General features: G+C 68.1%; 23 protein-coding genes and 2 pseudogenes. 12 read left to right on the top strand and 13 right to left on the bottom strand.

Features of this window, described 5'->3' with window-relative positions; translation table 11 throughout:
* Positions 1-35: 35 nt before the first annotated feature.
* From IPG97_19065 to glpK, 5 genes and pseudogenes are all read right to left on the bottom strand, one after another.
* Positions 36-724: pseudogene (locus IPG97_19065) on the bottom strand (response regulator transcription factor).
* Positions 721-2958 carry a potassium-transporting ATPase subunit KdpB gene (gene kdpB, locus IPG97_19060; GenBank protein ID MBK6858585.1) on the bottom strand — a complete coding sequence of 746 codons (2238 nt, stop codon included), beginning with the start codon at positions 2956-2958 and terminating at the stop codon, positions 721-723. The pseudogene IPG97_19065 and the gene kdpB overlap by 4 nt, the downstream one beginning before the upstream one ends.
* 8 nt (positions 2959-2966) lie before the next feature.
* The gene (gene kdpA, locus IPG97_19055; protein ID MBK6858584.1) at positions 2967-4676 is read right to left on the bottom strand and encodes a potassium-transporting ATPase subunit KdpA; all 1710 of its coding nucleotides are present in this window, start codon (positions 4674-4676) and stop codon (positions 2967-2969) included.
* Positions 4676-4765 (bottom strand): K(+)-transporting ATPase subunit F, encoded by a 90-nt coding sequence (gene kdpF, locus IPG97_19050; GenBank protein ID MBK6858583.1) that lies wholly within the window; start codon positions 4763-4765, stop codon positions 4676-4678. The genes kdpA and kdpF overlap by 1 nt, the downstream gene beginning before the upstream one ends.
* A gap of 424 nt (positions 4766-5189) precedes the next feature.
* Positions 5190-6682, bottom strand: a pseudogene (gene glpK / locus IPG97_19045) (glycerol kinase GlpK).
* Between the two features lie 66 nt (positions 6683-6748).
* On the opposite strand from glpK, the gene IPG97_19040 reads away from it, so the two are divergent.
* Positions 6749-7792 (top strand): ATP-dependent 6-phosphofructokinase, encoded by a 1044-nt coding sequence (locus IPG97_19040; protein MBK6858582.1) that lies wholly within the window; start codon positions 6749-6751, stop codon positions 7790-7792.
* A 74-nt stretch (positions 7793-7866) separates the two neighbouring features.
* Here IPG97_19040 and IPG97_19035 read toward each other — a convergent pair whose 3' ends face one another.
* From IPG97_19035 to IPG97_19015, 5 genes are all read right to left on the bottom strand, one after another.
* Positions 7867-8430, bottom strand: a complete 564-nt coding sequence (locus tag IPG97_19035; GenBank protein MBK6858581.1) for a GerMN domain-containing protein — start codon at positions 8428-8430, stop codon at positions 7867-7869.
* Complete coding sequence (locus tag IPG97_19030; GenBank protein ID MBK6858580.1) at positions 8427-9800, bottom strand: HAMP domain-containing protein; 1374 nt, start codon at positions 9798-9800, stop codon at positions 8427-8429. Before IPG97_19030 ends, IPG97_19035 begins: the two co-directional genes overlap by 4 nt.
* 238 nt (positions 9801-10038) lie before the next feature.
* On the bottom strand, positions 10039-10803 hold the full coding sequence (locus tag IPG97_19025; GenBank protein ID MBK6858579.1) for a response regulator transcription factor: 765 nt from the start codon (positions 10801-10803) through the stop codon (positions 10039-10041).
* Positions 10782-11624, bottom strand: coding sequence for an inositol monophosphatase (locus IPG97_19020; protein ID MBK6858578.1), 843 nt, complete (start codon positions 11622-11624; stop codon positions 10782-10784). Before IPG97_19020 ends, IPG97_19025 begins: the two co-directional genes overlap by 22 nt.
* A gap of 4 nt (positions 11625-11628) precedes the next feature.
* Positions 11629-11919 (bottom strand): hypothetical protein, encoded by a 291-nt coding sequence (locus IPG97_19015; GenBank protein MBK6858577.1) that lies wholly within the window; start codon positions 11917-11919, stop codon positions 11629-11631.
* Here IPG97_19015 and IPG97_19010 point away from each other — a divergent pair.
* The 4 genes from IPG97_19010 (at position 11918) to IPG97_18995 (ending at position 15099) form a co-directional block, all read left to right on the top strand.
* Positions 11918-12691 carry a polyprenol monophosphomannose synthase gene (locus IPG97_19010; GenBank protein MBK6858576.1) on the top strand — a complete coding sequence of 258 codons (774 nt, stop codon included), beginning with the start codon at positions 11918-11920 and terminating at the stop codon, positions 12689-12691. The genes IPG97_19015 and IPG97_19010 overlap by 2 nt on opposite strands.
* Positions 12692-12694: 3 nt before the next feature.
* Positions 12695-13183, top strand: coding sequence for an NUDIX hydrolase (locus IPG97_19005; protein MBK6858575.1), 489 nt, complete (start codon positions 12695-12697; stop codon positions 13181-13183).
* A gap of 50 nt (positions 13184-13233) precedes the next feature.
* Positions 13234-14562 (top strand): DNA polymerase IV, encoded by a 1329-nt coding sequence (gene dinB, locus IPG97_19000; GenBank protein MBK6858574.1) that lies wholly within the window; start codon positions 13234-13236, stop codon positions 14560-14562.
* A 153-nt stretch (positions 14563-14715) separates the two neighbouring features.
* A complete protein-coding gene (locus IPG97_18995) occupies positions 14716-15099 on the top strand; it encodes a DUF3040 domain-containing protein (protein MBK6858573.1) in 384 nt (127 codons plus the stop codon).
* 65 nt (positions 15100-15164) lie between these two features.
* Here the strand turns inward: IPG97_18995 and IPG97_18990 are convergent, their stop codons facing one another.
* Genes IPG97_18990 through IPG97_18980 form a run of 3 tightly spaced genes read right to left on the bottom strand, consistent with a single transcriptional unit; the run spans position 15165 to position 19672 of the window.
* Positions 15165-17531 (bottom strand): transglutaminase domain-containing protein, encoded by a 2367-nt coding sequence (locus IPG97_18990; protein ID MBK6858572.1) that lies wholly within the window; start codon positions 17529-17531, stop codon positions 15165-15167.
* Between the two features lie 11 nt (positions 17532-17542).
* Entirely contained in the window at positions 17543-18751 is a 1209-nt protein-coding gene (locus tag IPG97_18985) for a DUF58 domain-containing protein (GenBank protein ID MBK6858571.1), read from the bottom strand.
* A 12-nt stretch (positions 18752-18763) separates the two neighbouring features.
* On the bottom strand, positions 18764-19672 hold the full coding sequence (locus IPG97_18980) for a MoxR family ATPase (protein MBK6858570.1): 909 nt from the start codon (positions 19670-19672) through the stop codon (positions 18764-18766).
* A gap of 195 nt (positions 19673-19867) precedes the next feature.
* Between IPG97_18980 and IPG97_18975 the strand changes: the two genes are divergently transcribed.
* The 7 genes from IPG97_18975 (at position 19868) to IPG97_18945 (ending at position 25340) form a co-directional block, all read left to right on the top strand.
* Positions 19868-20875, top strand: coding sequence for an ROK family protein (locus IPG97_18975; GenBank protein MBK6858569.1), 1008 nt, complete (start codon positions 19868-19870; stop codon positions 20873-20875).
* A complete protein-coding gene (locus IPG97_18970) occupies positions 20872-21135 on the top strand; it encodes a hypothetical protein (GenBank protein MBK6858568.1) in 264 nt (87 codons plus the stop codon). The genes IPG97_18975 and IPG97_18970 overlap by 4 nt, the downstream gene beginning before the upstream one ends.
* On the top strand, positions 21111-22271 hold the full coding sequence (locus IPG97_18965) for an o-succinylbenzoate synthase (protein ID MBK6858567.1): 1161 nt from the start codon (positions 21111-21113) through the stop codon (positions 22269-22271). The genes IPG97_18970 and IPG97_18965 overlap by 25 nt, the downstream gene beginning before the upstream one ends.
* Entirely contained in the window at positions 22268-22939 is a 672-nt protein-coding gene (locus tag IPG97_18960; protein MBK6858566.1) for a lipoate--protein ligase family protein, read from the top strand. Before IPG97_18965 ends, IPG97_18960 begins: the two co-directional genes overlap by 4 nt.
* 216 nt (positions 22940-23155) lie before the next feature.
* Positions 23156-23695, top strand: coding sequence for a hypothetical protein (locus IPG97_18955; GenBank protein ID MBK6858565.1), 540 nt, complete (start codon positions 23156-23158; stop codon positions 23693-23695).
* 8 nt (positions 23696-23703) lie between these two features.
* On the top strand, positions 23704-24648 hold the full coding sequence (gene rsmH, locus IPG97_18950; protein ID MBK6858564.1) for a 16S rRNA (cytosine(1402)-N(4))-methyltransferase RsmH: 945 nt from the start codon (positions 23704-23706) through the stop codon (positions 24646-24648).
* Between the two features lie 263 nt (positions 24649-24911).
* Positions 24912-25340, top strand: coding sequence for a hypothetical protein (locus IPG97_18945; protein ID MBK6858563.1), 429 nt, complete (start codon positions 24912-24914; stop codon positions 25338-25340).
* Positions 25341-25648 lie beyond the last annotated feature (308 nt).

The following is a 25648-nucleotide window of genomic DNA, read 5'->3' as shown; positions in this document are numbered from 1 at the left end:
TGACCTACAGAGGTCGAGCAACCGAGTGCGCTGGGTCAGCTCGGGGGCTCGGGGGTTCTGAACCGGTAACCCATTCCGGGTTCGGTGATGAAGTATCGGGGATGACCAACCTCGGGCTCCAGCTTGCGACGGATGTGGGCCATGTGGACCCGTAGGTAGTTGGTCTCCTCGCCGTAGTTGGGTCCCCAGACCTCCTGGAGGATCTGACGTTGGCTCACCAGCTTGTCGGGATGGCGGACCAGCATCTCCACGATCCCCCATTCGGTGGGGGTGAGCCTCACTTCTTCGCCGGCTCGGGTGACGGTCTTGGCCGCCAGGTCGACACAGAAATCGGGGGTGAGGAACACCGCGGCTTCGGTTACGGGAGCGACTCGGCGTAGTGCGGCCCGTAGTCGGGCGAAGAGCTCATCCATCCCGAACGGTTTGGTCACGTAATCATCGGCCCCGGCATCGAGGGCCGCCACCTTGTCGCGCTCACCGTCGCGCGCCGACAAAACGATGATCGGGACAGCGTTCCAACCTCGAAGCCCGACGATGACCTCCAGCCGCTGATGCCGGGCAGCCCGAGGTCGAGGACCACTGCGTCGGGATGGAACTCGGCCGCCACCCGCAGCGCATCCTCTCCGGTGGCGGCACCGGCCGGTTCGAAGCCGCGGGCGCGGAGATTGGCGATGAGGGCGCGCAGGATCGGCGCCTCGTCATCCACCACCAGAACCCGGGTCAACCCGCGACCTCCAGATCGACCACGAAGGTGGCTCCGCCGCCGGGGGTGTCCTCGATCGTGACGTCGCCTCCCATGGCCCGGCTGAAACCGCGGGCCACGGCCAGGCCCAACCCGACTCCGGCGCCCGCCCGCGGCGAGCTGTCACCCATTCGCTGGAACGGCTGGAAGACCCGCTCCCGGTCTCGGTTGGTGACGCCCGGACCGCGGTCGACCACCCTCACCATGACGCGCCCGGCGGTCTCACCCACCTCGACGCGTACCGGCGAGTCGGCTGGCGAATGGGCGACGGCGTTGTCTATGAGGTTGGCCAGCACCCGCTCGAGCAGGCCCGGGTCCGCGTCCACCGCCGGAGTGGTCTCGGTGACCTCGATGTTCACAGTCCGCCCCCGGGGGCCCAGGCTGGCCACTGCGGCCGGAACGACTTCGTCGAGGAAGGTGGGCCGCAGGTTGGGGGAGACGGCGTCGGCGTTGCCTCGTGTGATCAGTAACTGCTTGCCGACCTCCACCACCTCGATCAACTTGGTGGGGTTGGAGTCGAGGTCGATCATGTTCCCCGCCTCCTTGGCCGCCTGGGTACCGGTGTTCATGGCCAGTCCCACGTCGGCCTGGGCCAGCGCCGGAGCGTCGTTGGTGCCGTCACCGGTCATGGCCACCAGGCGGCCCCCCTCCTGTTCCTGGCGGATCAGGGCCATCTTGTCCTCGGGGGTTGCTTCAGCCAGGAAGTCGTCGACCCCGGCCTCCGCGGCGATGGCCTTGGCGGTCAGCGGGTTGTCGCCGGTGATCATCACCGTACGGATTCCCATGGCCCGGAGTTGGTCGAAACGTTCGGCCATGCCGGCTTTCACCACGTCCTTGAGGTGGATCACCCCCAGGACCGAATAGCGGCCGTCGGCGGAGGCCTCGGCCACCACCAGCGGTGTGCCTCCGGCCGAGGCGATGGCATCGGTGATGGTGGTCATCTCCTCGGGTACCGGACCCCCCGCCTCGCTCACCCAGCGGCGCACCGAGTCGGTGGCACCCTTGCGGAGTTGGCGGCCGTCCAGGTCCACGCCGCTCATGCGGGTCTGGGCCGTGAAGGGCACCAGGATGGCCCCCTCCAACGTCCGAGCGGTTCGACCGTAGGTGGACTGGGCCAACTCGACCACGGACCGCCCCTCGGGGGTCTCGTCGGCCAGGCTGGCCACCATGGCCGCCTCGGCCAACTCGTCGATGGACACGCCTGGCAGGGCGACGAACTCGGCGGCTTGGCGGTTGCCGAGGGTGATGGTGCCGGTCTTGTCCAACAACAACGTGGACACGTCGCCGGCGGCTTCCACCGCTCGACCGCTCATGGCCAGCACGTTGCGCTGCACCATACGGTCCATCCCGGCGATGCCGATGGCCGACAGGAGTGCTCCAATGGTGGTGGGAATGAGGCAGACCAACAGAGCGATCAGCACCAGCAGGCTCTGCTCGGCCCCCGAATACACGGCGAAGGGTTGGAGGGTGACCACCGCCAACATGAAGATGATGGTCAGCCCGGCCAACAAGATGTTGAGGGCGATCTCGTTGGGCGTCTTCTGGCGGGCGGCGCCCTCGACCAGCGAGATCATCCGGTCCAGGAACGTCTCTCCCGGCCGGGCGGTGATCTCCACCACGATCCGATCCGATAAGACCTTGGTACCACCGGTAACCGCTGAGCGGTCCCCGCCGGACTCGCGGATGACCGGGGCCGACTCGCCGGTGATGGCCGACTCGTCGACGCTGGCGATGCCTTCGACCACCGTGCCGTCGGAGGGGATGATGTCGCCTGACTCACACACCACTCGGTCTCCGACCTCGAGCAGCGAGCTCGATCGCTCGGTGATCGAGCCGTCCGAAGTCATCACCCGGGCTGCGGTGTCGGTGCGGGCGGCGCGCAGGGTGTCAGCCTGGGCCTTACCGCGGCCCTCGGCCACCGCCTCGGCGAAGTTGGCGAACAGAACCGTGAACCACAGCCAGGCGGTGATCAGCCCCGCGAACACGTTCTCTGAGCTCGAAGACGACCCGAAGTCCCGAACGAACAGGATGGTGGTGAGGACGCTGCCCAACTCCACCACGAACATCACCGGGTTGCGGACCATCAGTCGGGGGTCGAGCTTGGTCACGCCTTCTCGCAACGCTCGCCGGACGATGTCGGGGTCGAACAGAGAGCCCGACCCCGAGGGGCGGGAACGGTTCTTGGCCACCGGCGAACCCAGTCGGCCTTCGGTCATTGCAGTAGTCACAGGCCCAGCCCTTCCACGAGCGGTCCCAGCGCCAGCGCCGGGAAGAAAGTCAGACCGACCACGATCAGGATCACTCCGATCAGAAGACCGGTGAACAAGGGTGTGTCGGTGGGGAACGTGCCGGCACTAGGCGGCGCCGGCTGCTTAGCGGCCATCGACCCGGCGATGGCCAGGACCGGCACGATCAACAAGAACCGACCGGCAAGCATGGCCAGGCCGATGGTGGTGGTGTACCAGTCGGTGGTGGCGTTGAGGCCGCCGAAGGCCGAGCCGTTGTTGTTGGCCCCCGATGTGTAGGCGTAGACGATCTCGCTCAACCCGTGGGGACCGGGGTTGAAGATCGAGGCCTTGGAACTACCCATCACCACCGAGATGGCGGCGAAGACCAAGATCACCGCCGGAACCGCCAACAGGTAGAGCATCACCAGCTTCATCTCGGCCGGTTGGATCTTCTTGCCCAACAGCTCAGGCGTGCGGCCCACCATCAGCCCGGCGATGAACACCGAGAGCAGGGCGAACACCAAGGTGCCGTACAGACCAGCTCCCACACCGCCCGGAGACACCTCACCCAGCATCATGTTCACCAGGGGGACGGCTCCGCCGAAGGGCGTGTAGCTGTCGTGGGCGGAGTTGACCGCACCGGTGGAGGTGCCGGTGACCGCGGCGGTGAACAGGCCCGACCCGGTGGTGCCGAAGCGGACCTCCTTGCCCTCCATGTTCCCGCCCGACTGGTAGGCGTCGGCCACCTGGGTGACGCCGCGGTCGGTCAGCAGCGGGTTGCCGTCGGCCTCGAAGGACACGGCCAGGGCCGCCCCTCCGGCCCACAGGACGAACATGGCGGCGAACACCACCCATCCCTGACGGCGGTTGCGGGCCATTGTCCCGAACGTCCAGGTCAAGGCGAAGGGGATGATCAGCACCAGCACGATCTGGAGGAGGTTGACCAGAGCGGTCGGGTTCTCGAAGGGGTGGGCCGAGTTGGCGTTGTAGAAGCCACCGCCATTCGTGCCCAACAGCTTGATCGCCTCTTGGCTGGCCACCGGCCCGCCCGGAACCACCTGCTCGCCGCCAGCCACCGTCGACACGTCGACGCCACCGCTGAGGTTCTGCACCACGCCCTGGCTGACGAGCACCAGCGCGGCGATGACGGCGACGGGTAGCAGCACCCTGGTGAGGGACCGGGTGAGGTCTACCCAGAAGTTGCCGATGGTGGTCGAACGACGGCGTACCAGACCGCGCACCAGGGCTACGGCCACTGCAATGCCCACAGCCGCCGAGGCGAAGTTCTGTACCGTGAGGCCCAGCATCTGGGTGAGGTGGCTCATGGTCGACTCGCCGCCGTAGGCCTGCCAGTTGGTGTTGGTGACGAAGCTGACCGCCGTGTTGAAGGCGATGGCGGGAGCCACCCCTTCACGCCCGGTCGGGTTGAGCGGTAACCAGCCCTGGACCCGCTGGATCAGATAGAGGGCCATCACCGACATGACGCTGAAGGCCAGCACGGAACGGGCGTAGGTGGTCCAGTGCTGCTCCTGGTCGGGGTCGACGCCCACAACCTTGTAGATGGCACGTTCGATGGGGGCGAACACCCGGTCTCCGGGGGAGGGACCGTCGCCGAACACCTTGGCCAGATAGGACCCCAACAGCGGGGTGACCAGACCGATCACCGCCACCAGCGCGAATAGTTGGAGCCACGCTGACGCGCTCATCAGAAGCGCTCCGGGAAGAGGAGGGCCACCACCAGATAGACGACGACCCCGGCTGCGACTGCCAGCCCGAGAAGATGGTCGACGCTCATGACCGACCTCCCGTGACGATCTCTGTGACCGCGGTCGATTGTGGATGTGATCCGGCCCCGGTCGAGGTGGGGGCTCCTCGGCGCCGACGATGGCGACACACGCCTTCAGGTAGGCGGTCATCAGGGCGAAGAAGACCACGACCAGCGCGAGGAATGCGAGGTCACGCATTGGAGACCTCCACCAGCGGGAAGTGGAGCCAGTGCCGCGGGTTGTGCATTGACCGTCCGCCGAGTCCCGCGTCGGAAGGGCTCACCGGCTGGACCGGGTCCCTGGCCAGCATCGTTGTTGTCATGGCACCCGTCCTACCGGTGCTCACGACCGCTTGGAAGGGCCCTTAACGGCCTCTTAGCGCTGCCGCTTCAACGCTTATCGCTCCCGATCCGCGGTAGTGACCTTCGCCACGTCCTGATGGCCGAGGCCTGCTCAGGAGGTGGCCCACGCCCTGGAGCGGTCGAGGGCCTGAAGCCAACGGGTGTGGGCCTTGTCTGTGTCGGACCGCTCGGCGCGAGGGGTGAATTCGGCGTCTAGTGCCCAGTTGTTCTCGATGTCGGCGGTGGAGGACCACACCCCTTCGGCCAGGCCGGCCAGATAGGCGGCACCGAGGGCGGTGGTCTCTTGGACCATGGGGCGTCGCACCGGGACCTGGAGTTGGTCGGCCTGGAGTTGCAGGAGCAGGTCCATGGCGGTGGCGCCCCCGTCGGCTCGCAGGCCGGTCACCTCGAAGCCCGAACCCGCGGTCATGGCATCGACCACGTCTCGGGTTTGGAAGACCATGGCCTCCACCACCGCTCGAGTCAGGTGGGCCCGGGTGGTTCCCCGTGTCACGCCTACCAGGGTGCCTCGGGCGTAGGGGTCCCACCACGGGCTGCCCAGTCCGGTGAACGCGGGCACGAAGAACACGTCGTCGGTGCTGTCCACCGATGCCGCCAGGGGACCGGCCTCGGCCGCCGAGTCGATGATGCCCAGTCCGTCGCGTAGCCACTGGATGGCCGAGCCGGTCGAGAAGATCGCTCCCTCGAAGGCGTAGTCGGTGCGCAGGCCCCCCGGGGCCGAAGCATCGGGGATGGTCCAGGCCACGGTGGTGAGCAGACCATCCACCGGTTCGGGACAGGTGGATCCCACGTTCATGAGCACGAACGATCCGGTGCCGTAGGTGTTCTTGGTCGAGCCGGGGAGAAGCACGCCTGTCCGAACAGGGCGGCCTGCTGGTCGCCGGCGATACCCGAGATCGGGATGCCAGGCGGTAGCCCGCTCCGTTCGTGGGTTACGCCGAAACGACCGCTGGATGGACGGACCTCGCCCAGCGCCTCGACCGGGACCCCGAACAGGCCGCACAGCTCGGGCGACCAGCGGTGGTCGACGATGTCGTAGAGCATGGTGCGGCTGGCGTTGGAGGCCTCGGTGGCGTGGACCTCTCCGCCGGTCAGCTTCCACAGCAACCACGAATCGATGGTGCCGAGGGCCAGGTTCGGCCCAGGCATCACGCCGCCCTCGGTCAGTAGCCACTCGATCTTGGATGCCGAGAAGTACGGGTCGAGGACCAGCCCGGTAGTGGAGCGGACCAGACCGAGGTGTCCGTCCTCGGCCAACTGGTCACAGCGGGCTGCGCCTCGCCGGTCCTGCCAAACAATGGCCCGGTGCAGAGGTTTGCCGGTGGTGCGATCCCAGGCCACCACCGTCTCGCGCTGGTCGGTGATCCCGATGGCAGCCACCGGGGTCTCGAGTGCGGCCATCAGTTCGGCGGTGACCCCGACCATGGCCGACCAGATCTCATCGGCGTCGTGTTCCACCCAGCCGGGCCGAGGGAAGTGCTGGGTGAACTCGCGGTAACGGGAACCAACGGTGAGACCGGACTCGTCGAACGCGATGGCCCGCACCCCGGTGGTGCCGGCGTCAAGAGCAATGACCACAGCCATGGCGGCGCAGGTTACCGACCCGGAACCCGTCATCGGAGGCGATCAACGCTCGGTAGGGTCCAACCCATGCGCATCGGGATCCTCACCGGGGGCGGAGACTGCCCCGGGCTCAACGCCGTCATCAGGGCCACGGTTCGGACCGTGGAGATCGAACACGGAGGCACCGTCGTCGGGTTCAAGGATGCATGGCGGGGCGTGGTCAACGACGACTGGGAGCCGCTCACCAGCGAATCATGCCGGGGTCTTCTGCCCCGAGGTGGCACCGTGTTGGGAACGTCCCGGGACCAGCCATACAAGATGGACAACGGCGTCGAGGCGGTGCGCCGAGCCGTTGACCGTCACGGCCTCGACGCCATCGTGGCCATCGGGGGAGAGGGTTCCATGGGGGTGGTCAAGGACCTTCACCGCGACGGCATCCCAGTGGTCGGCGTTCCCAAGACCATCGACAACGACATCGGTCTCACCGAGATGACCTTCGGGTTCCAGACCGCGGTGCAGATCTGCACGTTCTCCATCGACCGCCTCCACACCACCGCCGAGAGCCACGACCGGGTGCTGGTGGTCGAGGTCATGGGTCGCCACGTAGGCCACATCGCCACCTGGGCGGGCCTCGCCGGAGGCGCGGCGGTGACGCTGGTGCCCGAGGAGCCCTTCGACATCGAACACGTGGCCTCGTTGATCTCGGGCCGCCATCAGCGCGGCCACTGGTCCTCGATCGTGGTGGTGGCAGAAGGTGCCGTCCCCGTAGAGGGCACCATGCCGATGCCGGAGATACCAGTCGACGTGTACGACCACCAGGTCCTGGGCGGGATCGGCCACCGGGTTGCGGCCGAGATCGAACGGCGCACCGGAATCGAGAGCCGCACCACCGTGCTGGGCCACGTGCAGCGGGGCGGAACTCCGGTGGCCTTCGATCGGGTCCTGGCCACCCGGTTCGGGGTGGCGACCGTGGATGCTGTGGCCGACGGTGCACTGGGGCAGATGGTGGCGCTCCAAGCCGGGGAGATCACCAGGGTTCAGGTGGCCGACGCTGTTGGTCACCTGAAGATGGTCGAACCCGCCATGTTGCGCACCAGCGCCATCTTCCAGGTGCCCTACGACCGCACCTGACCCCGAAGCTGTGTGGCCGCCGATGGTGTTGGCGGTCCGACGAGCTGGAACCGTAGGACAGGGTGGATCCAGGCCTAGATCCCGGGGGCAAGGGTCGGGTAGTCCTCGGCGGTGACCACCGCCTTGTTGCCGTTGTCGGTGGGGGCGTCGACCATTTTGCCGTCCACCAGGAACTGGATCTGGTCCATACCCGAGAACTCGAAGGTGGTGAACGCCAACTGGGCATAGGCCTGTTTTTGAGACTGGCCGCTGATGTCGTTGATCTCGCTGGTCAGGTCGACGATGGCCACCGAGTCGCCGACGACGGCGGACAGGATCTTGGTTCCCGACGGCAGGGCGGTGGTGAGATCCCGAGGTGGCTCACCCAGGGTGAAGGCCAGGGCATCGGCCAGAGTAGGAGCATCCTCCACCGGGAAGTCCACAGCGACCAGACGTTGATCCCCGATGAAGAATGCAGCGACGGTCGCGGCACCAGGGCGGTCTGTGGTGGTGGGGGTGACCCGGGAGTCATCCACGCTGGGATCGACGGTTGTGCGACTTATGGCGCGAGGTTCACCGTCGATGGGCACACCACAACCGGTCACGACTGTGGCGAGCACGGCCAGAGCCACCGCCAGCGTGATCAGCCAACGGCTCATGCGAACTCCTCGTCTCCGTCGTCGGCATCATCGGGGTCGTCCAACGCGGCCCATACCACCGGGATCTCGACTACGAACCGGGCTCCGGGCTCCTCGTCTCGACGGTCCTCGACCCACACCCTCCCCTTGTGCAGCGCAACGTGCTCGGCCACCAGGGACAGGCCCAGCCCGACCCCCTCGCTGCCGGTGCGGCGCCCCGACCCCGCCCCACGGGAGAAGCGGTCGAAGATGAGCTCACGCTCCTCGACAGGAACACCGGGGCCGGCGTCCTCCACTGCGATCTGAAGCGCGGCCGGGAGCCGGGTCAGCTCGATGCGGGTCGGACCTCCGCCGTACTTGCGGGCGTTGTCCAAGAGATTGGCCACCACCCGGACCAGGCGCCGCTTGTCGGCCCGCACCACCACGTCGGCCAGCTCCGGATCGATCTCGATAGGGACATCGGGGCTCTGGGACCATGCCACAGACTGGTGCACCAGTTCGCCGGGACGGATGTCGGACAGGTCGAGACGGGCCGCGCCGGCGTCGAAGCGGGAGATCTCCAACAGGTCCTCTACCAGCTGCTTGAACCGGGCCACATCGGCCACCATCAGGTCGACGGCGGCCCGAGCCGATGCGTCGGGCATCTCCTCGCGCCGAGACGCCAACACCTCGATCGATGCCGACAGCGTCATGAGTGGTGACCGCAGCTCGTGGCTGACATCGGACGCGAACCGACCGTCACGGTCGATGCGACCTTCCAACACCTCGGCCATGTGGTTGAACGAGGTGACAAGCACCCCCAGGTCGGGGTCGTGGGCGGCGCCCAGGCGGGTATCGAGCCGGCCACCGGCGATGGCCTCGGCCGCCACCGAAACCTGAGCCAATGGTTTGAGGGTCCGGCGACTGGCCCACCAGCCCACCGCGGCGCCGGCCATGGCGGTGACCACCGCAGACCCGAAAAGCGAAGCCGAGAGCGACTCGAGCGCATCTTGGGTGTCGGCTAGGGACACGAACTCGAAGTACAGCCCGCCAACCGAGGGCAAGGGGACACCTATCAATAGCTGAGGTTCGCCGTCGATGTTCACCCGCATCCGCGCCGGTTGGCCGGCCTCGACCATCTCCAGCATCTCCCGGGGGACCGCTCGCTCGTCGAAGGCTGTGGTCTGGTTGGTCCACGAACCCTGATCGTCACGGACCAGGGCCCGGGTAGCGCTCTCGCTCTCCAACGACGCCATCGTGGCCCGGAGCTGCTCGTCGTCGGTCTCCGATGCCAACTGCGGGGTCATCAAAGTGGCGTGTCGGAAAGCCTGGGTGGTGGCCACGCCCTCACGTTGGTTGACGATGCTCTCCCGGGTGAGACCCCAGGTGGTGGCGGCCAATAGGGCAGACATGAGCGCGGCGCTCAATGTGAAGGCCAAAACGATGCGAGACCGCAGCCCCAGTCTCGGGCCCCGCCAGCGGCGGCGGCGACTCGCTCCCCCCTGGGATGGGGCACGCGACGACCGTCGCCGCTTCTTGCCCTCGGACCGGCCTGGGGATCGGAGGGATCTCCGGTCGGGAAACCTTCCGACGCGAGCCGGTCTGGCCCGGCGGCCCCGGCAGCCGAGGCGGAGGAAGACGCGGTGGTGCTCAGGGCAACAGCTTGTAGCCCAGCCCGCGCACGGTCACAACGTGGCGGGGGTTGGCCGGATCGGCCTCGACCTTGGTGCGAAGGCGCCTCACGTGAACATCGACCAGCCGGCCATCGGCGAAGTAGTCATAACCCCACACCTTGTCCAGCAATGCTTCTCGGCTGAACACCTTGCCCGGTGAGGTGGCCAGTTCGACCAGCAACTTGAACTCGGTCTTGGTCAGGTGGATCTCTGTGCCGTCCCTTCGGACCATGCCCTGATCGGGGGCGATCTCCAGATCACCGAAGCGAAGCTGAGGCGCACCTGGGTCGGCCGAACGGACCCGACGCAACAAGGCCCGGATGCGAGCCGACAGCTCCTTGGGGGCGAACGGCTTGGTGAGGTAGTCGTCAGCTCCGGCTTCGAGGCCAGCCACCACATCGTGGGTGTCGTCTCGGGCGGTGACCATCACGATCGGAACATCGGAGTGGCGGCGGATGGCCCGACACACCTCGAAGCCGTCGATGTCGGGCAGCATGATGTCGATCAACACCACATCGGCAGGTGACTGACTGAAGATGGCCAGAGCGTCCTCGCCGTTCTCGGCTTCGGCCACCGTCCAACCCTCGTCTTCGAGGGCCAGCTTCACCGCCGTGCGGATGCGTTCGTCATCTTCGACCGTCAGGATCCGGATCGCCACAGCGGCGATGCTAGTGCCGGGCCTGGCCCCCAAGAGGTGGCATGAGGCCGTGGGCCGGTGGTTCAGACCGTCATGGCATCGCATTCGGCCAGGACGGCGTGGAGCTCATCGAACACCGCCGCGGGAGCCGCGATCACGAAGTCGCTCGAGGGCGGGGCACCCCGCATGCCTTCGCAGCGGGCGCCGGCCTCGGTTGCCACCAGAGACGCGGCGGCATGGTCCCACGGATTGAGACCGACCTCCCAGTAGCCGTCGAGGCGACCGCACCCGACCCAGCACAGGTCCAGGGCAGCAGCGCCGCTACGACGTATGTCGGCAACCTGGTCGATCACCCGGCCGACCACCGCGGCCTGGCGTCGTCGCCGGGCCGGGTCGTAGCCGAACCCGGTCCCGATCACTGCTCGAGCCAGCGACGGTGGATCCGAAACCCGGATCCGGGCATCGTTGCGAAATGCCCCACCATCACGGGTGGCGGTGAACACGTCTTGGTGCATGGGTGACACCACCACTGCGGCCACGGTCTGAAGTCGGCCCTCGGGCCCGAGCGTCTGAGCCGCGATCGACACGCAGAACCCGGGCATCGAGTGCACGAAGTTGACGGTGCCGTCGATCGGGTCGACACACCAAGTCACCCCGCTGGTCCCCTCCACGTCGGCCCCCTCCTCGCCCTGGATCGAGTCGTAGGGCCTGGCCGCCAAGATCGCTTCTGTGATCCGACGTTCGGCCCAACGGTCCATCTCGGTGACCAGATCGGTCCCCGTCGACTTGGACGAGACGGTGGTGGCCCGGAGGTCGCCGTCGAGGGCTCGGACCAGCTCGGCCGCCACCTCCTCGGCCACGGGCCGGGCCACCGCCAACAACTCGGGACCCGATGCCGCGGCGCTATGGGTGTTCGTCGTTGTCACGGAATCAGGACCGGCCCCGTCGGGCGGCACCGGGGTCACCGGTCTGCTGGATGGTGTGCCACTCACCCATGGCCCGCATGACCAGAACCGACAACACGGCGACACCGCCCGCGGCCACCACCGCTCCGACCACGCCGCCGACCCCGGGAAGGATGCTGCCGTCGTCGACCTGGAGGGCGGTGAACTTCCAACCGATCAGACCGCCGCAGATTCCGGCCAACACGATGGCTGCGAAAGCCAGGATGCGAGCGGTGGCGGGGGGAACGGCGGACTCGATGGGGCTGTCGTCGTCCATGGCGCGATGCTACGAGCCGGTGGACCGTAGAGTGGCCCCCGTGTTGCCGCTCGTGATCCTTCCCACCTATCAGGAGGCCGAGAACATCCGCAACGCCCTCACCCGAGTGCGTGAGGTCGTGCCCGATGCTCACGTGCTGGTGGTGGACGATGGCAGTCCCGACGGCACCGCCGACCTGGCCGACGAGGTAGCAGCCGAGCTGGGCCAGATCCATGTGCTGCGCCGCCCGGCCAAGGCCGGGTTGGGCCCCGCGTATCGAGCCGGATTCGCCTGGGGCATGGAACACGGTCACGACGTCTTGGTGGAGATGGACGCCGATGGACAACACGACCCAGCGGTGCTGCCCGAACTGATCTCCACACTGGAGACCGCCCCCGCTGACCTGGTCATCGGATCTCGCTACGTGCCCGGTGGTGCGGTGCCGGGTTGGCCCGCGAACCGTCGGATCCTGTCGCAGTGGGGTAACCGCTACATAGGTTTCATGCTCAAGCTTGGTATCAGAGACGCCACCGCCGGGTTCCGGGCCTACCGGACCTCGATCATCGAGAAGATCGGGGTCGATCGGGTTCGTGCCGACGGCTATGGCTTCCAGATTGAGATGGCCTATGAGGTCGTCAAGGCCGGTGGCCGGATCGTGGAGATCCCGATCACTTTCCGGGACCGCAAGCTCGGGGTGTCCAAGATGTCTCCGAGCATCGTTCGTGAGGCCTTGGTGCTGGTGACCAGGTGGGGCGTCCGTGACCGAGTCCGGCGAGTGCGGCGTCGGAGCTGACCGATGAGGGAATGGCTGGTGGCCGGCGCCCTGGTGGAGCTGGAAGAGGGCCTCCTGCTGGTGCAGAACCGCCGTCACGACGGACGGGTCGACTGGACCCCACCGGGCGGCGTGGTCGATCCTGGCGAGGCGCTCCTCGACGGGCTCACCCGTGAGGTGACCGAGGAGACCGGCTTGGTGGTGAGCGACTGGTCTGAGCCCGTCTATGAGATCCAAGCGGTGGCCCCCGACCTGGACTGGCACCTCACCGTTGTCGTTCACCGGGCCCTGGCCTGGGATGGCGAGCTGTGCGTGGCCGACCCTGACGGCATCGTGGTCGACGCCTGCTACGTGGCCATCGGGGAGTGCAACGAGCGTCTCGCCGGGTCGCCACCGTGGGTTCGTGACCCTCTGGGCCTGTGGCTGAACGAGCGGTGGGACACGGGTCGGGCGTTCCGATTCCAGGTGGAGGGCACCGACCACCGGTCGTTGCGGGTCTCGGCCCTTCCGTGAGCGGTGGAGGGGTCGCCCCCGTGGAGGCGCCGTCGATCCTCCACGTCGACATGGATGCGTTCTTCGCTGCGGTGGAACTCGTTCGCCACCCCGAGTTGCGGGGACGTCCGGTGGTGGTCGGGGGGTCCGGGCCCCGGGGGGTGGTGGCCGCGGCGTCCTATGAGGCTCGGGCCCATGGCGTGCACTCGGCCATGGCCGGGGTGACCGCTCGGCGCCTGTGTCCGCACGCGGTGTTCCTGCCCGGTGACCACGCCCATTACAGCGAGGTCAGCACCCGGGTGATGGCGGTGTTCGCCCGCTACACCCCGCTCGTCGAGCCGATCTCGCTAGATGAGGCGTTCTTGGATGTGTCCGGTGCCCGTCGCCTCATCGGTTCCGCCGAACAGATCGCCCACCAGATCCGCGCCGAGATCCGTGACACCGAGAAGCTCACCTGTTCGGTAGGGGTGGCCCGGGTGAAGTTCCTGGCCAAGTTGGCCTCGGAGGCAGCCAAACCCAAAGCCTCACCGACCGGTCCACGATTCGGTCCCGGCGTCGTGATCGTCGACCCGAGCCGGGAGACCGAGTTCTTGCATCCGATGCCGGTGAGAGCCCTGTGGGGCGTCGGACCGGCCACCCTGGTCAAGCTGGAACGCCTGGGAATAGCCACTGTGGGGCACCTGGCCGAGACCCCGCTGCCCACTTTGATCGCCGCGTTGGGGAAAGCCTCTGGAACCCACCTGCACGCCTTGGCCAACGTGGTCGACCCCCGGGGCGTTGTGCCCGGTCAACCCATGAAGTCGGTCAGTCACGAGGAGACGTTTCCAAGGGACCTCACCGATGCGGCAACGGTCCGCGTCGAGTTGGCTCGTTTGGCCGACGCGGTGGCATCGCGGTTGCGGGCATCGGGCACGGTGGGGCGCACGATTGGGGTGAAGGTCCGCTACGGCGACTTTCGCACCGTAAGTCGGTCGTCGAGTGTGACCGAACCCACCGACACCACCCACGAGATCACTCGTGTGGCCCGCTCCCTGCTCGATGGGATCGACCTGACACCTGGGGTCCGGCTGTTGGGGGTGAGCGTCACACAGTTGGGTGCCGGCTCGGTCCGTCAGCTCTCCTTGGATGATCTGCTCGTCGAGGCGCCCGGCCCTGGCGGAGGCGGCGATCGGGGTCAGCAGAGCCGGGTGGAAGCTGCGGTAGACGAGGTGCGGGCCCGCTTCGGAGCCCGCGCCGTGGGGCCGGCCAACCTCATCGGTCCCAATGGTCTGCGGGTGGCCCGCCGGGGTGCCCAGCAATGGGGACCGGTCGCCGGGCCGTCGTCCACCTCCGACGCTGACCACGATCATCCCGATAGCAACGACGACCCCAACGCCCGCCATCGCCACGACGGTTGGTAGGCGGCGCGGGTCGCGGACACAACCAACCGGCGACGCGCGTTCCTGGGGCTGATCGTTCCGCGTTGTGGGTCTAGGAATGCTGTGCGAAACTGACCGGGCCGCCGGTCCCCACCGGGGGTCCAGGGTTCGAAAGGGATCGAAGGGGTTCATCCGGTGCCGCTGTCAGAGGAAGAGCAACGCATCCTCTCTGAGATCGAGCAGCAGTTCTACGCGGACGACCCCAGGCTGGCCGGAGACATCAGCCGGCACTCGCTGTACGTCGAGTCGGTGAGCCGCATGAAGCGGGCCACCTTGGTCTTCCTGGTCGGTGTGGTCGTCCTGGTGGTCACCCTGGCCACCGCCGCCCCGTTCCCGGTGGCCTTCGGCGGCTTCCTGGTGATGCTGGGGGCGGCGCTGTGGTTCGAGCGCAGCCTTCGCCGACTGGGTCGAGCGGGCATGGACCAGCTGGCCGACTCGTTGCGGATCCCCGGTATTCGAACCCACCCCGCCTCGGACCAGCAGCCGCAACCCGACGACACGTCTGAAACCGACATCTGACCCGCATTCCCAGCGGCCGGCCACCGAGCTCTGCTGGACGGCTCCGCCTGGTGACGGACCGACAGTTAGGGGTTCGGGTGGATGCCGAACGCTTCGCGCCACGACAGGCGTCGTCGTACTCGTTGTCGGGCGGTCTGGCTAGCCAGCACCTGGTGGCGGAACTGTCGGCCCAGATCCACGGCCCGGTCGGCTTGGTCGGTCGTGGGGGGATCGGGCGACCATGCCGCGGTGGTGGTCAGGTCGGCAAGCTCGCCAAGCGTCGACGCGAGCTCACCTAGGCCGGGCGCAGCGCGAAGGACGACCTCCTGGTGGGTTTCGCTTTCTTCGGGCACGGTGCCGGTGTGCCAGCGCAACGGGTCGACGATGTCGGCCCAGGCGGTGGCCGTGCGTGACCGGGGGTCTTGTCCTCGTCGCCGCATCCGGCGTCTGACCCACGGTGCGGCAACAACGATGGCCCCGGCGATGATCACCACCGCGGCCAGGGCGATTGCTCCGCGCTGGAGGACGGAAGGTTCGTCTCGGTCTGGTGCTCCCAGCGAGGTTCCCCGGATGGGAGGGGGAGGGGTGGTGGCTGGCGGAGCGGGAACCGATGTTCCCGGTTGCAGCGGGATGGTGGTGGTGGAGGTGGTGGTGGTCGAAGCCGGTTCCTCGACACCTTGCTCCTGGGCTGGTGTAAGGCCGGTGTAGGACTCTGCCCCTGGGATCCCTCGTCCCTTGGTGGGTTCGAAGGGAACCCAACCGATGCCGGAGAAGTAGACCTCGGGCCAGGCGTGGGCGTGCACGCCGCGCACCCGGTGAAAGGTCGGGTCTTCGGCATCGGCGTCGCCGGGGGTGAATCCGACGGCCACCCGGGCCGGCAACCCCACCGCCCGCGCCATGGCCGCATAGGTGCCGGCGAACTGCTCGCAGTAGCCCGCTCCGGAATCCAAGAAGGCCACCAGGGCATCGTTGCCGTGGCCTTCAGGTACCTCGGTGCTGTAGGTGAACCGTTCGCTCTGGAAGAAGTCCTGGAGGGCGCGGGCCTGGTCGTAGCGGCTGTCCAGTCCGGCGACGACAGCCTCGGCTTCGGTTCGGACCCGCTCGGGAAGGTCGAGGGGAAGGTTCAAGTAGGTGCTTCGGATCTCGGTCGGATCAGAGCCGGCAGCGGCCCGCAGGACACTCGGATCGAGCACCGGCACCTCTGACGCCACCGTGTAGGTGACACCGTCGGAGGTGGCAAGGGAGTCGTCGACGATGAGCGTCGAGGAGTCCCGGTCCCACAGGAGAGGACCGCTGGACTGAGGTAGCTCCCGGGCCTCGAATGCCGCTGGAGCCCATAGCGCTCCAAGCCCGACGATCTCGAAGCCCTGGACCACCCGTCGAGTGGTCAGGGTGCGGTCGGTGGATGAAGGGAGGGTGCCGTCGGCATTTCGGAACTCGGCGCTGGAGGACCAGATCCGTCCGTCGAAGTGGTTGAGCGATGTGAGTCGCCAGTAGGCGGGGGCGGTGGAGCGGACCGTGAACATGACCCGGTTCGTCTGGCGCAGGATCCGACCCCGGACGTCGACGATGGGGCTCACGGTGTCACGCTGGGACCCACCGTCTTTGGTCTGACGCCAGCGGACCAGCGGATCCTGGCTGAACCCAGGCGCTAACGGGGCCAGGACAGATCCGGCCACAACGGCCACCGCCACCATGGCCAACCCGGTTCGACGAAGCGATGCTGCTCCCGCCATCGGCGATGACCCGAGCCAGGCGTCGCCGACACAGGCCAGGTGGGCCCGGTGGTTGGCCACATAGGTGAGCGTGGTCAACGCAAACGCCACCGCCGCTGCGACTCGGTGGTCGTCGCCGGACAGCACAGACACGAACCCGAACACGATCCCGGCAGGAACCAGAGCTTCGACGGTGGCTCGGAGGCGGAAGGCGGCCCAGTCAGCGAAGTGCACCGCGCCCCAGATCGCAACACCGGTCAGCAGTTGAAATCCGACCAGTGCCGGGGTGGGGGCGATGACGGTGCCGAACTCTCGACCCGCCGTCTTCGCCGCATCTGTTGCGGCCCGAATGGTGGCGGTGCTGGGGACACCGAACGCGAGGGTGTCGGGGAACAAGAGCCAGGCCGAGACCAGGGCCAGGCCAGTCAGCGAGATGAGGCTCGCCACAGCGGGGCGCAGTCGCGCCCGCCTGGCAGCGGTGGCGGTGGCGGTACCAGCAAGGGCGAACGCAACCAGATCGCCCAGGGACCCGGTGGTGTCATAGACCCGCACGAAACCCCAGACGACCGCGAGGTGAACGGCTAGGAGCGACACCTCGGCGGTGACCAGAGACACCCAGCGGCGCCCGGACCCGGGGCGGTCTCCTAGGGCACGTCCGTCATCGGAGCCGAAGGGTGAGTCGAGCGAGCCGAGCGGCGTCGGCGGCGGCGGCGGCGGTAGGGGAGGATCCAAGGTCACGGTGGCCAACGTCAGCCCCCCGATCCGGTTCGGCGAGCCCGGCTCCACCGGCTCGACCCGGCCCACATGGTGGACAACGCCGCGGCCACCGGCCGCCCCGGCTCGATGAGCGTCACCTCCACCTCCGGCGACGGCGACGGCGACGAGCCCGTAGGAGGCGTGGCCCCACCAACTGCGACGACCCGAGTTGTAGATCCGGGTCGGTGCAACAGACCCAGTTCCGCCCAGCCGTCTCCGGCCGGGGACCCGGTAACCAGGACCACGTCACCGGTGTCGGGTCGGGTCGAGACCCGCAAGGCCGGGAGCTCGCCGCCGCCATGACGGTCCACCACGGCCAGATGCTCCAACAACATGTCCAGCGCGGCGCGGGCATCGGTCGGTCCCGAGTCGGAACCGTCGGTCACCAACAGGCGAACTCGTAGGCCGCGCTCGGCGGCGGCGTTGACCAGCGAGGCTGCCGCCGATACCGCGGTCTCGAACGACGCCGCATCGATCCGTTCGGTTCTGGCTTCCAAGACGATGGTCAACTGGCCCTGCCACGCCGAGTCGTCCTGGCGGACCATTAGATCCCCGGTCCGGGCACTGGATGCCCAATGGATGCGACGCAGATCGTCCCCCACCACGTACTCCCGCAGAGACGCGAACTCGTCGCCGCCGACCATGCCGGCACGAGGGCGTGCCGGTCCTGAGGTCGCCATGTCTGCACCGGAACCAGCCATTCCCCCATGGAGTGGTTCGACCACCGGCAGGACGGTCAGCTCCAGCGGCTCGGCCAAGGTGATCGAGCGGGTGGCCAACCCGAACGGGTCGGTTCGGGTGGCCACGAGTGGCCCCACCCGAACCAGGCCGCGGCGCCGAGTCGGTAGCCGGTATCCGGCCCGGCGTCGGTCCCCGGGAGGGAGCGGGGCCAGGCGCAGCTCGGCCCCGGCTGTTCCCTCCACCGGATCGTGGATCGACACCAGCGGAAAGCGGCGACCGGAGCGGTTGGTCACCGACAGCTCCACCCGACTGGCGTCGCCGAGGTGAACACGGCGGGGGTGAATCGACCGTTCGACGTCGAGCACCGGTGCCGGCGTCGACACCACTGCCAACGCCGTCGCCACCAGTACCAATCCGGCCCCGGCCAATACGTACAGCTCGGGTAGCGCCAGGGTCCGGGCCGCGGCGATCAGGGCCAGAGACCCGGCCACCACCATCCATCCGGGGCGGGTGAGCGGCACCGTCGGCGCCGTTCAGCCCGGGTCTGGGGGCGGGACCGGCACCCGCGCCAACAGTTCAGCCACCACGTCAGCGGCTCTGGTCCCTCGTACCGACGCTTCGGGAGTGAGCCGGATGCGGTGGGCCAGGACGGGACCGGCCAGTTCCTTCACATCGTCGGGGATCACGAAAGCCCGGCCCCGAGTGGCGGCCCGGGCCCGGCTCACCCGTTGGAGCGAGAGCGTGGCCCGCGGCGAGATCCCAATGGCCACCGACGGGTGAATCCGCGATGCGTCAGCCAAGTCGACCAGGTAGCCCTGAAGGGCCGGGGCCACGTGCACGGTGCGAGCAGCGGCGATCAGACCGTTGACGTGGGCCACTCCCAACACGGCATCGAGGGTGGCAGGGGTAGCGCCAGCATCGGCGGGGTCCCGCAAGATGGCCAGCTCCGCGTCTCGGCCCGGATAGCCCATCGAGATCCGCATCAGGAAGCGGTCGAGCTGGCTCTCGGGTAGGGGATAGGTGCCCTCGTGGTCGGTGGGGTTCTGCGTGGCGATCACCATGAACGGCGACGGAAGCCGGTGGGTGACACCATCGACGGTGACCTGACGTTCGGCCATGGCCTCAAGCAGGGCCGACTGCGTCTTGGGAGATGCCCGGTTCACCTCATCGGCCAACACAATGCCGTTGCACACCGGTCCGGGACGGAACTCGAACCGTCCAGCGGAGCGGTCCCAGATGCTGACCCCGACCACATCGGCGGGAAGGAGATCAGGGGTGAACTGGATCCGCCCGAACGGCGAGGCGATCGATTGGGCCAAGGCCTTGGCCAGGGTGGTCTTGCCCACCCCCGGCACGTCTTCCACCAACACATGGCCTTCGGCGATGAGGCACAGCACCACCAGGTCGATGGCTTCGGCCTTGCCGTGGATGACCGAGGCCATGTTGGCGGTGAGGGCGTTGTGCAGGTCGGCGAAACGCTCGACGCCGTCTACGGCGGCGGGGGCGGTGGTGGACACGATGCTCCTGGGCGGTTTCGGGAACCCCCGAGGATACGCGAGCCGACCGACAACCAGGGCCAGGCCCGCCTCAAGTACCTGAGCGGATGGCGAGCCTCGGCGGAGGCAGCGTGGGTCACGATGGGTGGCCCCCGTCCACTCGGTGTCGGCTGGCTTTCGACACTGGTTCTCCAGGGATACGAGTCGGTTGTCGGGCTGGGTAGCGTCAGGGATCCGGTGGCGTGTCATGCTCACACGGTGGGTCGATCCGAAGAACTGGTCCTGGCGGTGGACATCGGTGGCACCAAACTGGCCGCCGGGCTTCTCGACGAGCGCGGAACCTTATTGCGTCACCACCAGGTACCCACCGAAGGAACCGACGGCGAGGCCCTTTTCGAGGTGCTGATCGCCCTGATCGGTACGGTCACCGAAGGCGTGACCCTGACCGACCTGGCCGGGTGCGGCGTGGGTACGGGAGGCCCGATGGGTGCCGGTGGGGAATGGGTTTCCCCGCTCAACATCGCACAGTGGCGTCGATTTCCGTTGCGAGACCGCCTGGCCGACCGACTCGGTCTGCGGACCTGGGTCGACAACGACGCCAAGGCGCTGGCCTTGGGTGAAGGGTGGCGGGGTGCGGCCCGCGGGGTCACCGACTACGTGGCGATGGTGGTCTCCACCGGGGTGGGCGGGGGGATCGTCTTGGACGGCCGGCTCCTGGAGGGAAGGGATGGCAACGCCGGTCACATTGGCCATGTGATCGTGGAGCCCGGTGGACGCATATGCGGGTGCGGGGCCCAGGGTTGTCTGGAAGCCGAGGCTTCCGGTACCGCCATCGGTGCCATCACCGGGACCCATCCCAAGGAGGCCTCGACTGAGGTGAAGGTTCGAACCGGAACCTTGGTAGGAAGGGCCGTGGCTTCGGTGGCCAACCTCTTGGATCTACATCTGGCCTGCGTGGCCGGCTCGGTGGCGCTGGGCTTCGGCTCGGTCTTCTTCGAGGCCGCGCAAGCCGAGATCGAGCGTTCGGCTCGAATAGGCCATGCCCAGGGCACGCGCATCGTGCCCGGAGGTCTCGGCTCGGACGGCCCGCTGGTCGGTGCCGGGGCGGTGGCGTGGCGAGGTCTGGGCGTCGACGTGGGGGTGCGATGAACGCGCCCGGTGTGGGCTGGTGGCTCCGGGCCGCGGGCGCGATAGTGCGTCATCCCAGCATGTGGGTCACCGCGGTGGTCGTGGCCCTACGCCTAGCCCGACCCGGCTGGTGGAGGCGGGCACCGTTCCTGCCGCTGCCCGATACCGACTACCTCCGGTTCCGCATGGAGACCCAGTACGGCGGAGACGGCACCCACGAACCCGACCCGGCCGACCTGGTGGACTACCTGAGTTGGTGTCGATCGAACACCTGGGGGTGATGGTGGCTGGAGGGGTCGGGCTGGACGAGCTGGTCGACCTGGCCGATCGGGGTGAGGTATCCGACATCGACCTGTGGCGGGTCTCGATGCCGTTGGTCAACCCTCACCGTGCTGCTCACGGCGACGAGTCGGTTCGCCAGGTCGTGATCGTGCGGCTGGTGCTGGGCGACGGAACCGAAGGCTGGGGCGAGTGCCCGACCCTCACCCATCCCACCTACGCATCCGAATACACCGCGGGCGCTTTCGCGTTGTTGCGAGACGAGCTGGTGCCGTGGTTGCTTGGTGGGGTGGGAGGTCCTCCCATCGGTCATCCGATGGCGGTCTCGGCGATCCTGGGGGCTCGGCTCGATGCCGTCCTCCGCGGTCGGGGCGAGTCCCTGGTAGATCGGCTGGGATCCCGTTTCGGTCGGCCTGAACCCACGGTGGCGACCACGGCGGTGATCGGCCTAGGAGCCGACCCCGAGGCCACGATCTCGGCGGTGGCTCGGGCGGTCGAAGGGGGAGCAGTCATGGTGAAGGTCAAGGTGTCACCACGGCCAGTCGACCTGGCGATGATCGGGACTGTTCGGTCGATCTGGCCCGATCTGGCCCTGGCCGTGGACGGAAACGGGACGCTCGACACCAGATCGGTGGACCAGCTCGAAGGGCTGGGCCTGGCCTACGTGGAACAACCCGCGCCTACCGACGATCTGTTGGGGTCGGCCGCACTGGCCCGGCGGCTCTCGTGTCCGGTGGCCTTGGACGAGTCGGTGACGTCCATGGCCGCGCTGGAAGCAGCCTTGACCTTGGGAGCGGGGTCGGTGGTGAACATCAAACCAGCCCGACTGGGTGGCCCGATGGCCGCGGCGGCCCTGGCTCGGGCTGCGGTCGACGCCGGATGTGGGGTCTTCGTCGGCGGGATGCTCGAGACCGCGGTGGGGCGGGCGACCGCTCTGGCCGTGGCGGCCATGCCGTTTTGTACCTTTCCCACCGATCTGGGGCCGTCCAGCCGGTATTTCGCGGAAGACCTGGCCCAACCGGTGAACGCCGACGGTTCCGGTCGCTTGGTGGTGCCGAGCGGGAATGGATGCGGAGTCACCCCCGACGTCGGTCGGCTGGCCCAGGTCGAGCTCGACCACCACCATCGGTCCCGGTGAGCCCTTCCCCCTGGTCGGTCGACCGGTGTCGAGGCGAGGCCGCCACCTTTCACGATCGGCCCTGGCCCGACCCGCTGGTTCGCGCCGTCTGGTGGTTCGAGGCTGACGGTCCCACCGTGGTTCTCGGCTCGACCCAACGCCACGAACTGATCGACTCCGATCGGGCTCGGGCCGGTGGGGTGAGGGTGGTGACCCGACGCAGCGGGGGAGGGGCGGTGTGGTTGGCCCCCGGCGAGGTGACCTGGGTCGACGTCTTGGTGCCCGTTGTCGATCCGCTGTGGGTGAACGACCTGGGGCGGGCAAGCCACTGGCTGGGCCAGGCCTGGAGTTCCACGCTGGCTGACCTTGGCATTGGGGGAACCGTGGTCCACCGGTCAGGCATGGTGCGCACGGAGTGGTCGGACCTGGTGTGCTTCGCCGGGCTAGGTCCGGGCGAGGTGACCTTGCGCGGCGCCAAGGTGGTGGGAATCTCTCAACGCCGAACTCGGGCCGGGGCCCGCTTCCAGTGCGCGCTGGTCCACCGCTGGGATCCGGTGCCGTTGCTGGACGTGTTGGCCTTGTCGGATCCCGAGCGTCAGCGAGCCCGCCGTGAGCTGACCGATGTGGCCGCCGGGGTGACCGTCGACCCCGCGGATGTGGTGGCCGCCTTGGTCGCCAACCTTCCCTGAGGCGACTGGCGGCAGCCCACATTCCGTCCCGGTCAGGGTCGCTCGTTTGGGCCTTCCAGTCTCCCCATGCCGTGTTCACGGGTCGGTCCGCCTGTGTCGGCGCACCTCCTTGGCGGTCGTTGGTCACATTTCTGCATGAAAGACGGGCCAAAACCGCAGGTCAGCGTGATGAACGGGTACTTGCATAGGGTTCTAAGGGGAGTATGATGGGAAGCCATGGAGGCTATCGGAGGGGATGACACGGCGGGGGCAGCCATGGGGCTGACCTCGGCAGGGTCGCCTTCGACCGGACTTCCCGTTTTCGGGCACGAACCGCTCTCGGGGTGGGCAAACGGCAAGTTGGAACCCAACGGACGCCTGATCATCCCCGCCGTGTTTCGCTATGCCTTCCCCGACGGCTTCATGCGGGTTAGGTCTCGCGGCGACCAGTGCCTCGTCGCCTATTCGTTGCGGGCTTTCGATGTGTTGGTCGACGACGTGATCCGCCGCAACGGCGGGCCCGGGGTCGATCCCCGGCTGCGCCAGTCCGCCTACAGCTCGGCTCACAAGGTGGCAATCGATCGTCAGTTCCGAGTTGTGATCCCCGCCGAGGCACGCGACGACGTGGCGCTCGGTGAAGAGATCGTCTTCTCTGGCCAGGTCGAAGCCCTGCACATCTACCCCGCCAAGGTCTTCCACCAAGAGGTGAAGAGCCGGTTCGGGGACTTCGACCTCATGCTCGACAGCCACTCGGGCCTACCCACAGATCCGGCATGAGCGTCCTCATGTCCGATCCCCGTCCCTTCACCCATGTTCCGGTCATGGTCGACCGGGTCATCGATCTGTTCGCCCCGGTGCCGGCAGGCACGGTGGTGGACACCACCCTTGGCGGCGCCAGCCACTCGGCGGCCCTGCTCGATGCCAGAGAGGATCTTCGGATCCTGGGCATCGACCGGGATCCGCAGGCCCTGGCCGCGGCGCGCGCCCGTCTGGCCCGATTCGGGCCACGGGCCGAGGCGTTTCACGCCCGCTCCGATCAGCTGGCCGCGGTGGTCGCCGCGTCTGGCGCCGCCAGCCAATCGATCACCGGGGTCTTCGCCGACCTCGGCGTGTCCTCCCCCCAGTTCGACGACGCCGAGCGCGGCTTCTCGTATCGCCACGACGCGCCACTGGACATGCGGATGGACCAGGAGAGCGGGCCGTCGGCTGCGGACCTGGTCAACACCCTTCCCGAAGCCGAGCTGGCCCGGCTGTTGCGGCGGAACGCCGATGAGCGCTTCGCCAGCCGGATCGCCAAGTTCTTGGTAGCCGCCCGACCGGTTACCACCACCGGACAGCTTCGTGACGTCATCCTGGCTGCCATACCGGCGCCCGCCCGCCGGACTGGGGGCCACCCGGCCAAGCGGACGTTCCAAGCCCTTCGCATAGCGGTCAACCAGGAGCTCGACGTGCTGGGTCCGACGCTCGACGCCGCTCTGGACGTGCTCGCCCCAGGAGGCCGGCTGGTGGTCATCTCCTACCACTCCGGTGAGGACCGCATCGTCAAGGCTCGGTTCCGAACCGCAGAGACCGGGGGGTGCACCTGCCCGCCAGGGCTGCCCTGCGGCTGCGGTGCCGTACCCGTCGCCCGTCTGCTCAAGCGGGGTGGCTGGGTCCCGGACGCATCTGAGATCAACGACAACCCGCGGGCGTCCAGCGCCCGCCTCCGTGCCGTGGAGAAGCTGCCATGACCGCTACCGCAACTGCACCTGCTTCTGCTCCGGCTCGTCGGGCACCGCGCCCCGCGCCCCGACCCCGGGTGCGTGTGGTCGAGGCCACCTCGACCAGTCATGCGGGCGCCCGCCGACAGACGGCGACCAGGGGCCGGGGCGATCGACCCGGCACGACTTCATCCATGGCCGCGGGGTCAAGGGTGGCAGCGCCCAAGGCTCAGACCGCCCAGAGGCGCGTCGCTCCTACCCGCACGGGCGCGGCCCGGTTGCAGGTGGTCGAGATGCCCCGCCGTCGATACCCGGTGGTGGCGGTGATGAGCGTGGCCGTGATCGTGGTCTTCGGTTCGTTGCTGATCTCGGCCATGGTCCACTCGATGCTGGTCAGTGGCCAGGCTCACCTCGATGATCTCGGCACGCAGATCCGCCACGAACGTCGTGGGCTAGAGGATGACCGGCTCCGCTTGGCCGAGGCGTCATCGCCCCAGCGTCTGGCGGCCGAGGCCGAACGGATCGGACTGGTGGTGGCCGAACGTCAGACCTGGATCCGACCCGGCTCCGACGCCGAACCGGTGGTGACCGGGGGCGACTCCACCCCGACGCCGGCCACCACTGACGGGTCAACAGATGCGGTATCCACCACCGACGATGACCGAGGCACTACTAACAGGACCGACCCGGACGCCGCAGTACAAGGGGAGGCCCGCCGGTGACCGATGTCATCGACGACGATCTAGATGACTTCTTTGCCCGGCCGCGCCCGGTAGTACCCGTAGCCCGAACCATCCCTTCCACCAAAGGAGGTTCGGCTCGAAGCGCGGCAAGAACCCAAGCCCCGAGCGAAGCGGGCCTCCCAGGCGGGAGGTCGGACCGGACGCTCCAGTTCTTCCGGCACCGATCGATCCGCGGGCGAACAAAGACAACCAAAGGGAGCGGGTCGTCGGCCCGTGCCCTCCCGTCCGGCGCCCCTGGACCGCGCCGGGCGGGAGGGGACGGGCCCGACGACGCGCAGCCCTCGGCC

It is taken from the genome of Microthrixaceae bacterium (assembly GCA_016702505.1).
Taxonomy (GTDB): domain Bacteria; phylum Actinomycetota; class Acidimicrobiia; order Acidimicrobiales; family Iamiaceae; genus Aquihabitans.
This window is presented reverse-complemented; position numbering and strand designations above follow the sequence as displayed.